The organism is Maricaulis sp. (genome assembly GCF_048268525.1).
GTDB lineage: Bacteria > Pseudomonadota > Alphaproteobacteria > Caulobacterales > Maricaulaceae > Maricaulis.
In genome coordinates this window covers 1-13,216 of record NZ_JBLWVH010000024.1, presented here as the reverse complement: position 1 = coordinate 13,216, position 13,216 = coordinate 1, and the positions used below count along the sequence as shown (strand labels likewise).

Genomic DNA, 13,216 nt, shown 5'->3' with positions numbered 1-13,216 from the left:
TGAGTTCGGCGTGTCGTCCTGGTAGGCCAAAGGCGGCCTGTTGCGCCCACAAGCTGGCGAGGTGTACCGGCGGGCGGGCCAGACGAGTAGGCTGAAAGGCATGTCCGCCACGCGGCCGCGACTGTCGTCGAAGTTCCACTGGGTTGGCAGGAGTTTCACGGAAATGCTCGTCGATCAGCGTCAAGGCCGGCCTCCTGCCACTCGGATTGCGGGCAGATAAGCACAAATACACGCTGAGCGCGACTCTCGGCGTGTTACGCCTTCGGATTGATACAGGCGACGAAGCTCGGCTGCATCAGGTCGGCTTCGGTCAGTTCGAACACGCAGGCGGTTGCGGTGGGATATCCGATCGGCAGTTGGCGGGTGGCCTTGCACCGTTGGGCCAGCTTGTGGGCAAAGCCGCCAATGCCCGGATTGTGACCGACCAGAAGAATCGTCCTGGATGGTCCCAACACCTCGCGACTGGCCCGTTCAAGCATGTCGGTGGAGGCGTGGTAGAGCACCATTGGATCGTCCACCTTGGGGGCGCCGAGTTGCGGGGCCAGCTGGTCAAAGGTCTGACGGGTCCGCCAGGCCGGTGAGACCAGGGCAAGGTCGACGCTCAGGCCGAGCGCGGCCAGCGCTCCAGCCACCTCGCCGGCATCGCTCCGTCCGCGCGGGGTCAGCCCCCGCTGGAAATCGTCTTCGGCTTCGAGCCGGTCGACAGCCTTGGCATGTCGCATCAGGATCAGGGTAGTTGTCATGGTGTCCGCAGCTTGGGAGACAGGTCGTCCGGTTCACATTTGGTTGCGCGGGCCGCGCGAAGGGTTGCACTCTGCCCGCTCAAGGCGCACCTACTCCTAGGCCAGTTTCATCGCGTTTTGAACCGAGGAGAGAACCATGGGTCTTTTGTTGGGTGATATCGCCCCGAATTTCCAAGCCGAGACGAGTGAAGGTCCGATCAGTTTTCATGACTGGATCGGCAGTGATTGGGTGATTTTTTTCTCTCACCCGGCTGATTATACCCCGGTCTGCACCACCGAGCTGGGCTTCACGGCCAAGCTGAAGGACGAGTTCGCCAAGCGCGGCGCCAAGGCGATCGCCCTGTCCGTCGACAGTGTCGAGGACCACAAGGGCTGGATCAAGGACATCGAGGAAACCCAAGGTGTCCGCATGAATTTCCCGATCATCGCTGACACCGACCGATCGGTGTCCGAGCTCTATTCGATGATCCACCCGAATGCCGATCCCAAGCTGACTGTCCGTTCGGTTTACATCATCGACCCGAACAAGAAGATTCGCGCCACCTTCACCTACCCGCCCAGCGCCGGCCGCAACTTCAATGAAGTGCTGCGCCTGATCGACAGCCTCCAGCTGACCGATGGCTACAAGGTCGCCACGCCGGTCAATTGGGAAGACGGTCAGGACGTGATCGTCGTGCCGTCGATCTCGGATGCCGAGGCCGATGCGCTCTTCCCCGCCGGATACAACAAGATCAAGCCGTATCTGCGGGTGACCAAGCAGCCGAACAAGGTTGATGAGCCGGCCGAATAGCTCGCTGTCATTGACCTCAAGAGGGCGCCCGGCGAGCCGCGGCGCCCTTTTTCATGTGAAGTCTTGTAAAGCACCCTTGACGACAAGCTTACTTTACATCATATAGTAAAGCACGCTTTACATGACTGGAAGGAGATCCTGATGACGATGCGTGAATGGATGAAGGGCTTTGGTGATGCAGGCGAGGCGCCCAGCCTGGTCTCGCTGGCCCTGTTTGCGGCGGTCTTCCTGCCAGCCATCTTCTTTGCGGGAATGATTGGCCCGTCCCTCGACACGGTTCGGGATTTTGTCGCCAGCCTCTCCGCCGAGATGAAGATGGCAGGCCTGACCGTTTTCATCCTCGGCTTGTTGGCCATCGCCCGGATCGTCACATTGCTGTTTGGCCGTCGCGACCGGGACGCGTCATGAGCGTCAGTGAGAAACAGGCGTCCGTGACCCGGCGTTATTTGTGGCGGACCTTCGTGGCGATGATCGCCTTCACCGCGATTCTGGTGGCCATCGACAAAACGATCAATCCGTCGGTCAATGATTGGGACGCCGTCTCGGCCTGGCCACTGGTGGCGCTCACCTGCCTGCCGCTCCTGGTCTATGGCTATGAAGTCGTGCGCTATGTCCGTTCGATCGACGAGATGCTGGCGCGCATGCAGGTCCGGGCCGCCGCCGTCGCGACCCTGGCCATGTTGCTCGCCAGCGCAATCTTCGGTGTCGCCGAGATTTATGGGGTCATGGAACCGCTCAACATGACCATGTTGCTGCCGATCGCCGCCGTGGCCCACAGCGTCGCCTCGATGGTCCAGCAGGTGCAGGTGCGATGAAGAACCGGCTCAAGGAGCTGCGCGGCGAGAAGGGGTGGAGCCAGCAGGCGCTGGCGGACCATCTCGACGTCTCACGCCAGACGGTCAACGCGTTGGAAACCGGCAAGTACGATCCGTCCCTGCCACTGGCCTTCAAACTGGCGCGCCTGTTCGCCACGCCGATCGAGACGATTTTTGATGATGGAGGTATGCAATAAACTCAGGCTTCGCCGTGGCTATTCTCAAACAGAGCGCCGATTGACTCAGCCCAGTTTACAAACGCTCGAATTAGATCGAAGTGTCGCGCCTCAGCGGAAATCGACCTGTTTTCCCACTGATCTGTGTTGGCGAGTATGAAGGGCCGCAAGGCCTCAACGCCCTCTCGAATATCGGTCGTGCGCAAGGCTGAAAAGTCGATGCTGAACCAACGGTCAACCGAGCGATCCTGAAACACCAGAAAAGGCCCCCGCTTGTGGAGGTTTACACTGCTCCGGTTTCCGGCACGGTTGGTGTACTCTGCCCAGGACCGATCAGTATGAAAGTTGTTGCTGAGATCCAGGCAGCCACCGCCTTGCCACGGGCGCGCATCCGCACTCGGTCGCCTGTCATACCAATAGAGCAATCGCGTGGATGGAGCGACCGATCCTGAATGGGGTGTTGCCGCTTCCTGCAGCCCTTCACAAACAGCGCGAAGGCGACGTCTGGCGGCCCTGTCTGAAGAGTGGCTGGCAACAAACCCGACAATCGTTGGCGCATTGGTTGTGCCAGATGTGGCAGGGTATGGGGGGATGGCTTGGTCGCTATAAAGAATTGACCTTTCCAAAGTGGCATTGAAATGCCCGCCCACTCGAATGGTCCGCGTTTCTGGTGGAGCTGGCCACGGCACTACCGGACTTGGATAGTCGTGCGAAACCGTGCTCGCGCAACCCGCCAAAAAAACGATCAGGGCAAGCGGGATGATCGAGGCCATCCTGACAGTCATGGCCTTTCCTTTCTCATCCATTTATTGATTGCCAGTATTGCCCCTTTAACGATGTAATACAGGCTATAGAGAATGAAAAATATGACGCTGTAAGTATTGATTCCTGGTGCCTGATCGCAGGTCTCAGTCTCACAATAGCTATAAATCAAAAAGTGTAGCAGCAGCGTGAGGAGTGCGCATGCTGTGGCTGCGATGCCTAAAGCGGTAACCTTCGCCAGTATCGACTCTGGAACAAATGGCATGGGCCACCTCCGCTGTGCACCTTAAAGGTGCATCGTGGAGAGGTCCAGAAAGTTCTAATCCAACGTTTGCCTATAGCGGACCATCGCCACGGTCGCGATGACAGTGAAAATCACCATCAGCGGCCAGACCTGTGGCCAGACATGCTCCAGCCCGGCCCCTTTCAGCATGATCGCCCGCACCGCCCGGATGAAATGGGTCGCCGGAATGGCCTGACCGATCGCCTGTGCCCATTGCGGCATGGCGGCGAAGGGGAACATGAAGCCGGACAGAAGGATCGAGGGCAGGAAGGCGAAGAAGGTCAGCTGCATGGCCTGCATCTGGCTGCGCGCCACGGTCGAGAACAGAAAGCCCAGTGCCAGATTGACCAGGATGAAGAGCGAGACCGCGACCAGGAAGGCGGGCGGCGAGCCCTCAAAGGGCACGTCGAACAGGAAGCGGGCACCCAGCAGCATGATCGCTACCTGGATGAAGCCGACAACGACATAGGGGGTGATCTTGCCGATCATCACCTCATGCGGCCGTGTCGGAGTCGACAGCAGGGCTTCCAGCGTGCCGCGCTCTGCCTCGCGGGTCAGGGCCATCGAGGTCATCATTGCCATGGTCATGGTCAGGATGATGCCGAGCAGGCCGGGTACGATGTTGAGGGCGGTCCGCCCGGCCGGATTGTAGCGCCGGTGGATGATGGTCTCGACCGGCGGCGTCATCTCGCCCAGCATGGGCTCCAGCGCCTGCTGCACGATCGTCGCAAACGCGCCGGCTCCGGCGCCCGCTGCGACCGGGTCCGTGGCATCGGCATCGAGCAGGATTTGCGGTCTCTCGCCGCGCGCCAGGTCGCGTTCAAAGCCGGGCGGAATGGTGACGATGAAGACGGCCTGCCCGTCGCGCATGGCGGTCTCAACATCGCCGCCGCGTGCGACCGTACCGATCAGGTCGAAATACTCCGAAGTCTCCATGGCCTGCAGAATGGCGCGGCTGGCCGGCCCGCTATCGCCCATCTCGATCAGGGTCGGCAGATGGCGCGGGTCGGTATTGATGGCATAGCCGAACAGGAGGAGCTGCATCACCGGAATGCCGACCATCATGCCGAAGGTCAGTCGGTCGCGCAGCATCTGGATGAATTCCTTGCCCAGCATGGCGAGGATGCGGGAGAGCGATTTCATGTGAAATTGTCCTCGGCGCCGGTCATCAGCCAGATGAAGGCTTCCTCCAGCCCCGTCTTGGCCTCGGTCACGCTGAGCCCGTTGCGCGACCGATAGGGTGCGGATGCCGCCTCCAGGGCTTGCCGGTCGCGTCCGGAAATGTGCAGGGCGGCACCAAAGCGGGCGATCTGCTCGATGCCTTTCGCGTTCTCCAGCGCGTCATAGACCGGCTGCAGGCCGGGGCCTTCAATACGGATCGTGTGCAGGCCGATGCGGGAGGGGATCTCGCCGGCCGGCGCGTCGATGAGTTTGCGGCCATAGGCGATGAAGGCGATATTGTCGCATTGCACGGCCTCATCCATGTAATGGGTCGAGACCAGCACAGTGACGCCCTGCCGTGCCAGACGGCGGATCCGGTCCCAGAAGTCCCGCCGCGCCTTGGGGTCAACCCCGGCGGTCGGCTCGTCCAGTAGGAGAAGGCCGGGCTGGTGCAGCGAGGCGGCAGCCAGCGCCAGGCGCTGTTTCCAGCCGCCGGAGAGGTTCGCCGCCAATTGCCTGGCCCGCGGCGCGAGATCGTATTCTTCCAAGGCTTGGTCCACCACTTGCCGCGTCTTGGGCAGGGCATGCAGGCGCGACATGAAGCTGAGGTTTTCGCGCACGGTGAGGTCGCCATAGAGCGAGAAGCGCTGGGTCATATAGCCGACGCGCGCCTTGATCTCGCGGCTCTGGCGGATGATGTCGAGGCCGAGCGCCGTACCACCGCCACCATCAGGCTTCAGCAAGCCGCACATCATGCGGATGGTCGTGGTCTTGCCCGATCCGTTGGGGCCGAGAAAGCCGTAGATCTTGCCCGGCGGGACAGCCATGTCGAAATCATCGACGACGCGGGTGCCGCCAAAGGACTTGCTCAGCCCGGTCACGTCGATGGCGAGCGCTTCGCTCATGGGCGCGGCTCGAAGAAGAGCGGTGTGCCCGGCGGCGGCGGTGTGTCGTCGAAACGGGCCTCGGCGCGGAAGACGAGACGCGCCCGCGAGGAGTCCGAATACAGGATGGGCGGGGTGAATTCGGCGGCGTCGTCAATCGTCGCGATCGTGGCCATCAAATCGGCTGCGCAAGCATCGCAACTGACCGCGAGCCGGCTCCCGACGGGCAGCGCTGCGAGCTCCGGTTCCGGAATGAAGAGGACGGCATGGACCGCACCGTCCGGCAGAAGTTCATAGACCGGCGCAGTCGGTCCCGCCTGTTCGCCGACGAAGCGGAGCTGGCGATGGAGGCGGGCGTTTGCCGGGGCTGTGACGGTGTGCGGGGTCAGCAGAGATGCGGGTCCTTCACGCTCGGCCTCGCCCGCCGCGATCCCGGCCTGCAGGGCGCGCAGCTGGCCGGACCGGGCGGGCAACCGGACGATATTGAGCCGCTGGCGCATTTCGTCGACGCGGGCATCCGCCGCCCGGGCGGCCGCGATGGCGGTGTCGAGCCGGGCCTGGCTGATATGGCCGTCGGTAAACAGGGCCTGGCTGCGGTCGCGCGCCTGGTCGGCCTCGGCCTGGGTGGCCAGCGCCTGGCGGAGTAGATCCCGGGCGGCGGCGACTTCCGGGTCGCGGGCACCGGCGAGGGCATCGTCATAGCGGGCGGTCGCCGCATCCATGCGGGCCTCGATGGCGGCCAGCGCCGCGCGTTCGGCGGTATCGTCCTGGCGTATCAGCAGGCTCCCGGCGAGCACGTGCTCGCCCTCGGCGGCGGGAGCCTCGGTGATGCGGCCAGGCTGATCCGGCGCGATGCGGATGAAATCGCCCTCGGCGTAGCCGACAAGCCCGCTGTCTTCGGGCTCGCTGCAACCGACCAGGGCCAGCAGGGTGAGCGGGAGGAGCGCGGTGAGCGTGAGGCGGGTGATCATGATGCAGGGGCTCGCGGCTTGAGGCCATGTAGGAGGATATCTGCCAGCGCATCGGCCATGTCGGCCGGGTCTGTCAGCGTGTCGGGGGGCAGGGTGAAGATCGTGGTCAGTGCCATATGGGCAAAGGCCGGCCCGGCGACCGCACGCATGAAAGCGTCGGCATCGACCGGGCGGAAGACATTGGCGCCGACACCGGCTTCCAGCAGGGCGCGCATTGCCCCGCGCGCTATCTCGAGCACCTGACGGCGATAGAAGTCCGCGATCACGGGGAAGCGTGCGGCTTCGGCAAAAACCAGGCGCGGCGCGGCGCTGATCGCCGGGTCGGCCATGCTGGTAAACAACATGCGCAGGAGATTGCGCAGGCCGGTTTCCGCGTCCCGAGGGGCGCCGCTGGCGACCATGGCCTCGGCAGTCTTGGCCAGATGCCCGGCGGAGCGCTCGACCAGCTCGTTCAACATCGCTTCCTTGGACGGAAAATAGAGATAGATCGCGCCCTTCGACAGGCCGGCGGCGCGGGCAATGTCTTCGACACGGGCTGTGGCGAACCCCTGTTCTGAAAAGACAGACAGGGCAGCGTCGAGGATTTCCTCGGGGCGCGCTTCGGGGCGGCGGCGTCGGCTGGTCTCTGGCATGACGCCAATATAACTGACCAGTCAGTCAGTAACAAGTGCGGGATGGCAGGCGGTCCGAATCCGCGTTCTCTGTCGTGCTGGTGAAAGAAAGGGAGCCCGCCATGTATGAGATCTTGTTCTCGGCCATCAATATCGCGGTATTTCCGGCCTGGTTCCTGCTGATTTTCGTGCCTGGCTGGCGCTGGACCGGGCCGGTTGTTCACACGGCGCTGGTGCCGCTGGCGCTGGGCGCGGTCTATCTCAGCTTCCTGACGCTGGGGATCGTCTTCGGCCAGTCCGATCCGGAGGCCGGCATGTCGAGCCTGGCCGCCGTTCAGGCCCTGTTTTCCCACCCCGTCGGCTTGCTGACCGGATGGGTCCACTTCCTGGCATTCGACCTGTTTGTCGGGGCCTGGATCAGTCGCGATGCCCGGCGCCGCGGTGTCGCTCGCGCCCTGGTCCTGCCATCGCTGATACTGGCCTTCCTGTTCGGGCCAACCGGCCTTTTGCTCTACCTCGTTGGCCGCAAACTGACCGGCAAGGCCGGTTGGTCACTGGATGAGGGGACGCAAGGCGTCACATGAGCCTGGCGAACCTTAGCGGGAGGGAGCGCGTCGGGGGTCGCGCTCCCTCCCTGGGTCTGCATTCCGGCCGCCCTTGGGGGGAGAGGCGGCGCAGAATACAAAAAACCCTCCACAAGCGGGCGCTTGGGAGGGCCATCAACCGGGACTGTGGGGCCAGTCTACCGGGTGGAAGCGCCATCCTCCGCGCGCACAACCGCTGCCGGCCAATAGACCGGGCGGGAGAGGCGATATCGGGTCTGAACTGCGTTCATGATCGTCTCTTCATTGTGCGCGGAACCGATGGGCTCGGTCCCGGGCGGGGTTGACGGGAGGCGGCTTATGACGCCGCAACAGTTCGCGTTCAAGGCGAAATCGACACGGTGTGGTTGGATCGTCGAGAGGTGTGGCTTTTGGGTGACGGAAAGTGGTGTAGGGCTACCGCCGGAATTCTTCTCCCGCGGGAGAAGGGGCCCGAAGGCCCGGCGAGGGCGCGGTTCACAGTTTCCGGGATATCCGCCTCACCCGGTCTCTCTCCCGAGCCAGAGGGAACTGGCCCCCACCAAGCCCAGCCCGCTTGACCATCTCCCGCTTCCCCTCTACCTCGCGAGCCTCTTGTGTCCACAAACAGAAAGACCACCGGGATGTCTGTCTCCGATCTTGCCCAAAACGCGAAAGCCTGGCCGTTTGAACAAGCGCGCCTGCTCAAGAAGCGTCTGGACAAGCTGGGGCGAAAATCCGGGCCGGTCGTGTTCGAGACCGGCTATGGCCCGTCGGGGCTTCCGCACATGGGCACATTTGGCGAGGTTGTGCGCACGACCATGGTGCTGCGCGCGTTTGATGCGCTGACCGGCGGGGCCTATGAGCCGCAGCTGATCTGTGTCTCCGACGATATGGACGGCATGCGCAAGGTTCCCGACAACCTGCCGCAGCAGGAGATGCTGAACCAGCACCTGCAGGAGCCGTTGACCGTGGTGCCCGACCCGTTCGGCACGCATGAGAGCTTTGGTGCCCACATGAATGCCCGCCTGCGCGGCTTTCTCGATGGGTTCGGCTTCACCTACACCTTCCAGTCGGCGACCGAGCTGTACAGGTCGGGCGCTTATGACGCGATGCTCAAGCGCGCCGCCGAACGCTATGATGACATCATGGCGGTGATGCTGCCGACGCTGGGGGCGGAACGCCAGGCGACCTATTCGCCTTTCCTGCCGATCTCGCCGAAGACGGGCCGGGTCCTCTATGTGCCGATGAAGTCCGTCGATGCGGTGGCCGGTACGGTGACCTTTGATGATGAGGACGGGACCGAGACCACGCTGCCGGTCACGGGCGGTCATGTGAAGCTGCAATGGAAGCCGGATTTCGGCATGCGCTGGGCAGCTCTGGGCGTCGATTTCGAGATGTTCGGAAAGGACCACCAGACCAATGCGCCGGTCTATTCGCGGATCTGCAAGATTCTCGGTGCCGAGCCGCCGACGCAATTTGTCTATGAGCTCTTCCTCGACCAGAAGGGCGAGAAGATTTCCAAGTCCAAGGGCAATGGCCTGTCGGTCGAGGACTGGCTGAAATACGCCCCGGCGGAGAGCCTGTCCTATTACAACTTTGTCAAACCGAAGACGGCCAAGCGCTTGTATTTCGACGTCATTCCCAAGGCGGTCGATGAGTATATGCAGCATCTGGCGGCCTATGCCGATCAGACGCCGGACAAGCAGCTGGAAAACCCGGCCTGGCATATCCATGACGGCAATCCGCCAACGGATACTTCGCCGATTTCCTTTGCCTTGATGCTCAATCTCGCCTCGGCCGCCTCGGCTCATAATACCGAGGTGATGTGGGGCTTTATCGGCCGTTATGTCGACGGCGCGACGGCGCAGAGCCATCCGCTGCTCGACCAGCTGGCCGGCTTTGCAGTGCAGTATTTTGCCGACTTCGTCGAGCCGACCAAATCCTTCCGTCTCGCGACGGAGATGGAGCGGGCGGCGATGGAAGATCTGCTGGTCCGCCTCAGGGCCATGGATGCGGATGAGCGCGATGCCGTGAAGATCCAGGACGAGGTCTTCGCTGCCGGCAAGACGCAGGAGTTCGACAACCTGCGCGACTGGTTCCAGGCCCTCTATGAAGTCCTGCTCGGCCAGTCGCAAGGGCCGCGCTTTGGCTCATTCGTCGCTATTTACGGGGTCGGCGAGACAATTGCACTCATCGAAAAGGGCTTGGCCGGCGAGCTGGTCAAGTCCTGACGCGTCCGGACTGCGGCGCGGGTAGAGAAACGGGCCTGACAGGCTGTGCAGGGTTCAAAGGAGCGCAGCCGGGCTTGGGGGCTGCAAGCCCGTTTCTCTCGCCATGACACGCGCCGCCGCGCCCATTCCGTCGGTGCCTGCACAAGTTTGTGCGGATGCGAAAAACACGCCGTCCGACAGGCGCAATGGTAACCGCGTGTAAAGTTTTCAGGCCTAGGCCTCAACCTGTTCAAAGGATCGCAGTCGCCCGAACCCGTACCGTCCTGTGCAAGCGGCCGGTACCGACACAGGAGCGACACCATGATCGGTGCAATGCAATCCATGCCGATGTCCGGCATGAGCGGGCCGCAAGGTCCGAGAGGCGGTCCGCCGCCACCCCCGCCCCCGTCCGAGGAAGAGCTGGTCGACAGCCTCCAGGAAGCGATCGAGGCCGGCGAGATTGATCTGGAAGCCCTGGACGCGACCCTGACCGAACGTTTCGGCTCGGCCGCCTCCGGCGTTGTCTCTGACAACGGTGAGGTCGATTACGAGGCCCTGTCAGGCCTTATGGCCGAGGTTCGCGAAGAGGAGAAGCAAGCCCGCGATGACCGCATGATGGCCAGTCTCGCCGAGCGTTTCGGCGAGGATGCAGCGTCCTCCGTGCTCGGCGATGACGGTGAGATCGACCATGAGGCCGTCCGCAACCTGTTTGCCGAGAACGGCGAAACCCCTCTGTCCGGTGGTCGTGCCGGTGGACTGGCCGGTGGACTGGGCGGTGGCCCGGGTGGTGGACAGGTCGGCGCCTATGGCGCAACGGGCGGACAATCCTCTCCGCTGATCGACTTTCTGGCCTGATCGCCTCCCGATCTGACAGGCAAAGGGCCCGGCACAGAAGTGCCGGGCTTCTTTTTCTGACGTGGTGTCGAATAAATTTGACACCACGTCTGCTCCGTCTTACATAAAGTCATGTTAAAAATTGCAGACACAAAGAACGGAGTGCTTGACATGAGTTTTCACGAGAAAAGCAATATCGCCATGCTGGTGCTGACCGGCGGCGTCTATGCCTGGTATTTCGCCAGCACGGCGAATGTCTTGCTGGGCGGGAGCGTGTCGCCGGAAGAGGCGCTGGAGCTGACCAATACCAAGATGCTGGTGACGGTGGGTGCCGTCATCATCGCCTCGATCGTCGCCCATATCGCGCTGGCCATCGCCTCGCCGTCGGAGGCCGAAGAGGCAGCGGACGAGCGTGACAGGCTGGTCGAGATGCGTGGCGACCAGCGCGGTGGTTTTGTGCTGGCCCTGTTCGCCCTCGCGGCCATGGCTTCGGCGATGACTGCCCAGCCCTATTATCTGATCGCCAACCTGGTCCTGGCCGGCCTTGTCGCCAGTGAGCTGGTCAAGGGCGTCACCAAATTGATCGGCTATCGGAGGGGTGTGTGATGCCCGGCTTTCTGGAAAAAATGAACCGCTCTGCCGCCATCGGCACCATTCTGGCCCTGGGTTGGTACCTGATCCGTGTCGCACCGCAGGTCGTCACCCATCCCCTGGACGAGGTTTCCTGGAAGGCAGAGATGGTAATCGCGGTGGTGATCTTCGTGGTCACCCTGATTGCCGACAGTATCCGGGCCGCCATCGCCAGTCAGGGACAGCTCGACGAGGCGGATGTGGTCGATGATGAGCGTGATCATGCGGCCGAGCGGCGCGGTGACGCCTGGGGCGGACATGCCATGCATGCCGCGGCCTTCATCGCGCTGATGCTGCTCGTCTTCGAGCTTGATCCGTTCTGGGCTGCGAACACCCTGTTCGTCGGCGCCATGCTGGCCGGGCTGACCAGCATCCTGGTGAAGTTCCTGACCTATCGCGGGAGTGTTTGATCATGGCCAAATCCACACCCATCACCAATGAGATCCGCACCCTGCGCTTTCATGCCGGCGAGATGACCCAGGCCGAGCTGGCCAAACAGGTCGGTGTGACGCGGCAGACCATCATCGCCATCGAGCAGGGCAAATACTCGCCCTCGCTGGAGGTCGCGTTCAAGATCGCGCGTGTATTCAAGGTCGGCCTGGACGCTGTGTTCCAATATCCGGCCGAATGACGGTCATTCGGTTGCGCCAGACAAATACACGCTGCATTTGTTTATGATCAGGGGCTGGATTTTCGGCCGATTAGAAGCATTTCTCTAACCCATTGCAGCGAATTTGGCTGGAAATGGCTTGGGGCATGTTCAAATTGACTGACACGTTTCATCGTGCCGTCGCCGTCAGCATTTGTCTGGCGGCGACGTCGTATGCACCTGTCTGGGGACAGGATGCGACCGAAGATGCGGGTATCGCCGTCTACCGACCCGCCGCCTTCGCAGAATTCCTGCCCCGCAATGCCCTGGACATGGTGTATCGCCTGCCGGGTTTCAGCCTGAATGGCGGCGACAATGTTCGCGGTCTGTCGGGCGCAGCCGGTAATGTGCTGATCAATGGCCGCCGCCCGCCGCGTGGCAGCGGCTCGCTGGAGGCCCGTATTCGGGCGATCCGCGTCGAGGATGTCGTCCGCCTGGAGCTGATCGAGGCCGGCGCCCGTGACGTCGAGATGCAGGGCTATCCGCTGGTTCTCGACATCGTTACCACGCAGACAAGTGCGACCCGGGTCGACGGGCGGATCGAAATCGAGCCGCGAGACGATGGTGGCGAGGAATATCAGGGCGAGCTTGCGACCTCGATCACCGGCGGCAAATTCGAGCTGGAAGCGCGGATCGACCTCTATGACGAGACCCTCACGGATTATGGGGCTGTGCGGACGTCCACGGCCGATGAGCCGGGCGCGCGGGTCTCTTCCGACGAAGTCGAGAGCCAGACCCGGCGCGACTGGCTGGCCCTGGCCCGCTACCACGCCAATCCGCGCAATGATTTCGGGTTCTCCCTGTCAACGGAGCGGCGGGATGAAGCGTCCACGCCTGTCCTGAGCTCGCTGTCGCCCGGTAGCACGGTCGAAGCTGGTGCCTCGGAGTCGATCGCCCGTTTCGGGTCGGCCCGATGGCGCCATGACTTCTCCGACACCATCGAGCTTATTGGACTCGTCACTCGCCGCCAGGGCGAAGCCGTGGCCAGCGACCATTACCTGTCCGCCGGTGTCACCAGCCACTCCGCCTCGACCCGGGAAACCAGCGAAACGGCGGCCCGCGCCGATCTGCGCTGGCGGCCGGGCCGCTCGTTGACGCTGGAAACCGGTGTGACCTGGGCGTCCAACATGCTGG

Annotated in this window: 16 protein-coding genes and 1 pseudogene; 11 read left to right on the top strand and 6 right to left on the bottom strand. The window is 62.8% G+C overall.

Features of this window, described 5'->3' with window-relative positions; translation table 11 throughout:
- Positions 1-254 precede the first annotated feature (254 nt).
- Positions 255-743 (bottom strand): SixA phosphatase family protein, encoded by a 489-nt coding sequence (locus ACN0X9_RS12215; RefSeq protein ID WP_417487857.1) that lies wholly within the window; start codon positions 741-743, stop codon positions 255-257.
- 136 nt (positions 744-879) lie between these two features.
- Here ACN0X9_RS12215 and ACN0X9_RS12210 point away from each other — a divergent pair, with 136 nt between their 5' ends.
- The 4 genes from ACN0X9_RS12210 (at position 880) to ACN0X9_RS12195 (ending at position 2,545) form a co-directional block, all read left to right on the top strand.
- Entirely contained in the window at positions 880-1,533 is a 654-nt protein-coding gene (locus ACN0X9_RS12210) for a peroxiredoxin (RefSeq protein WP_417487856.1), read from the top strand.
- A 141-nt stretch (positions 1,534-1,674) separates the two neighbouring features.
- On the top strand, positions 1,675-1,941 hold the full coding sequence (locus ACN0X9_RS12205) for a hypothetical protein (protein WP_417487855.1): 267 nt from the start codon (positions 1,675-1,677) through the stop codon (positions 1,939-1,941).
- Positions 1,938-2,348: a hypothetical protein gene (locus ACN0X9_RS12200; RefSeq protein ID WP_417487854.1), complete on the top strand. Its 411-nt coding sequence runs from the start codon at positions 1,938-1,940 to the stop codon at positions 2,346-2,348. The genes ACN0X9_RS12205 and ACN0X9_RS12200 overlap by 4 nt, the downstream gene beginning before the upstream one ends.
- Positions 2,345-2,545, top strand: coding sequence for a helix-turn-helix transcriptional regulator (locus tag ACN0X9_RS12195; RefSeq protein ID WP_417487853.1), 201 nt, complete (start codon positions 2,345-2,347; stop codon positions 2,543-2,545). Before ACN0X9_RS12200 ends, ACN0X9_RS12195 begins: the two co-directional genes overlap by 4 nt.
- Before the next feature lie 2 nt (positions 2,546-2,547).
- Here ACN0X9_RS12195 and ACN0X9_RS12190 read toward each other — a convergent pair whose 3' ends face one another.
- From ACN0X9_RS12190 to ACN0X9_RS12170, 5 genes are all read right to left on the bottom strand, one after another.
- Positions 2,548-3,309: a hypothetical protein gene (locus tag ACN0X9_RS12190; RefSeq protein WP_417487852.1), complete on the bottom strand. Its 762-nt coding sequence runs from the start codon at positions 3,307-3,309 to the stop codon at positions 2,548-2,550.
- Between the two features lie 296 nt (positions 3,310-3,605).
- The gene (locus tag ACN0X9_RS12185; RefSeq protein WP_417487851.1) at positions 3,606-4,712 is read right to left on the bottom strand and encodes an ABC transporter permease; all 1,107 of its coding nucleotides are present in this window, start codon (positions 4,710-4,712) and stop codon (positions 3,606-3,608) included.
- Positions 4,709-5,635, bottom strand: a complete 927-nt coding sequence (locus tag ACN0X9_RS12180; RefSeq protein WP_417487850.1) for an ABC transporter ATP-binding protein — start codon at positions 5,633-5,635, stop codon at positions 4,709-4,711. Before ACN0X9_RS12180 ends, ACN0X9_RS12185 begins: the two co-directional genes overlap by 4 nt.
- Positions 5,632-6,585 carry an HlyD family secretion protein gene (locus ACN0X9_RS12175; protein WP_417487849.1) on the bottom strand — a complete coding sequence of 318 codons (954 nt, stop codon included), beginning with the start codon at positions 6,583-6,585 and terminating at the stop codon, positions 5,632-5,634. Before ACN0X9_RS12175 ends, ACN0X9_RS12180 begins: the two co-directional genes overlap by 4 nt.
- Entirely contained in the window at positions 6,582-7,217 is a 636-nt protein-coding gene (locus ACN0X9_RS12170) for a TetR/AcrR family transcriptional regulator (RefSeq protein WP_417487848.1), read from the bottom strand. Before ACN0X9_RS12170 ends, ACN0X9_RS12175 begins: the two co-directional genes overlap by 4 nt.
- Before the next feature lie 101 nt (positions 7,218-7,318).
- Between ACN0X9_RS12170 and ACN0X9_RS12165 the strand changes: the two genes are divergently transcribed.
- The 7 genes and pseudogenes from ACN0X9_RS12165 to ACN0X9_RS12135 all read left to right on the top strand — a co-directional run.
- Positions 7,319-7,780, top strand: coding sequence for an ABA4-like family protein (locus tag ACN0X9_RS12165; RefSeq protein ID WP_417487847.1), 462 nt, complete (start codon positions 7,319-7,321; stop codon positions 7,778-7,780).
- Between the two features lie 620 nt (positions 7,781-8,400).
- Entirely contained in the window at positions 8,401-9,990 is a 1,590-nt protein-coding gene (locus tag ACN0X9_RS12160; protein ID WP_417487846.1) for a lysine--tRNA ligase, read from the top strand.
- A 300-nt stretch (positions 9,991-10,290) separates the two neighbouring features.
- A complete protein-coding gene (locus tag ACN0X9_RS12155; RefSeq protein ID WP_417487845.1) occupies positions 10,291-10,824 on the top strand; it encodes a hypothetical protein in 534 nt (177 codons plus the stop codon).
- A gap of 150 nt (positions 10,825-10,974) precedes the next feature.
- On the top strand, positions 10,975-11,409 hold the full coding sequence (locus ACN0X9_RS12150) for a hypothetical protein (protein WP_417487844.1): 435 nt from the start codon (positions 10,975-10,977) through the stop codon (positions 11,407-11,409).
- Positions 11,409-11,843 (top strand): hypothetical protein, encoded by a 435-nt coding sequence (locus tag ACN0X9_RS12145; RefSeq protein WP_417487843.1) that lies wholly within the window; start codon positions 11,409-11,411, stop codon positions 11,841-11,843. Before ACN0X9_RS12150 ends, ACN0X9_RS12145 begins: the two co-directional genes overlap by 1 nt.
- A gap of 2 nt (positions 11,844-11,845) precedes the next feature.
- Positions 11,846-12,064, top strand: a complete 219-nt coding sequence (locus ACN0X9_RS12140) for a helix-turn-helix transcriptional regulator (RefSeq protein WP_417487842.1) — start codon at positions 11,846-11,848, stop codon at positions 12,062-12,064.
- A 125-nt stretch (positions 12,065-12,189) separates the two neighbouring features.
- Positions 12,190-13,216, top strand: a pseudogene (locus ACN0X9_RS12135) (hypothetical protein); the annotation flags it as partial.

Coding starts and splice junctions, on each gene's coding strand:
- ACN0X9_RS12215 (WP_417487857.1), bottom strand. CDS start 743: ATGACAACTACCCTGATCCTGATGCGACATGCCAAGGCTGTCGACCGG.
- ACN0X9_RS12210 (WP_417487856.1), top strand. CDS start 880: ATGGGTCTTTTGTTGGGTGATATCGCCCCGAATTTCCAAGCCGAGACG.
- ACN0X9_RS12205 (WP_417487855.1), top strand. CDS start 1,675: ATGACGATGCGTGAATGGATGAAGGGCTTTGGTGATGCAGGCGAGGCG.
- ACN0X9_RS12200 (WP_417487854.1), top strand. CDS start 1,938: ATGAGCGTCAGTGAGAAACAGGCGTCCGTGACCCGGCGTTATTTGTGG.
- ACN0X9_RS12195 (WP_417487853.1), top strand. CDS start 2,345: ATGAAGAACCGGCTCAAGGAGCTGCGCGGCGAGAAGGGGTGGAGCCAG.
- ACN0X9_RS12190 (WP_417487852.1), bottom strand. CDS start 3,309: ATGACTGTCAGGATGGCCTCGATCATCCCGCTTGCCCTGATCGTTTTT.
- ACN0X9_RS12185 (WP_417487851.1), bottom strand. CDS start 4,712: ATGAAATCGCTCTCCCGCATCCTCGCCATGCTGGGCAAGGAATTCATC.
- ACN0X9_RS12180 (WP_417487850.1), bottom strand. CDS start 5,635: ATGAGCGAAGCGCTCGCCATCGACGTGACCGGGCTGAGCAAGTCCTTT.
- ACN0X9_RS12175 (WP_417487849.1), bottom strand. CDS start 6,585: ATGATCACCCGCCTCACGCTCACCGCGCTCCTCCCGCTCACCCTGCTG.
- ACN0X9_RS12170 (WP_417487848.1), bottom strand. CDS start 7,217: ATGCCAGAGACCAGCCGACGCCGCCGCCCCGAAGCGCGCCCCGAGGAA.
- ACN0X9_RS12165 (WP_417487847.1), top strand. CDS start 7,319: ATGTATGAGATCTTGTTCTCGGCCATCAATATCGCGGTATTTCCGGCC.
- ACN0X9_RS12160 (WP_417487846.1), top strand. CDS start 8,401: ATGTCTGTCTCCGATCTTGCCCAAAACGCGAAAGCCTGGCCGTTTGAA.
- ACN0X9_RS12155 (WP_417487845.1), top strand. CDS start 10,291: ATGATCGGTGCAATGCAATCCATGCCGATGTCCGGCATGAGCGGGCCG.
- ACN0X9_RS12150 (WP_417487844.1), top strand. CDS start 10,975: ATGAGTTTTCACGAGAAAAGCAATATCGCCATGCTGGTGCTGACCGGC.
- ACN0X9_RS12145 (WP_417487843.1), top strand. CDS start 11,409: ATGCCCGGCTTTCTGGAAAAAATGAACCGCTCTGCCGCCATCGGCACC.
- ACN0X9_RS12140 (WP_417487842.1), top strand. CDS start 11,846: ATGGCCAAATCCACACCCATCACCAATGAGATCCGCACCCTGCGCTTT.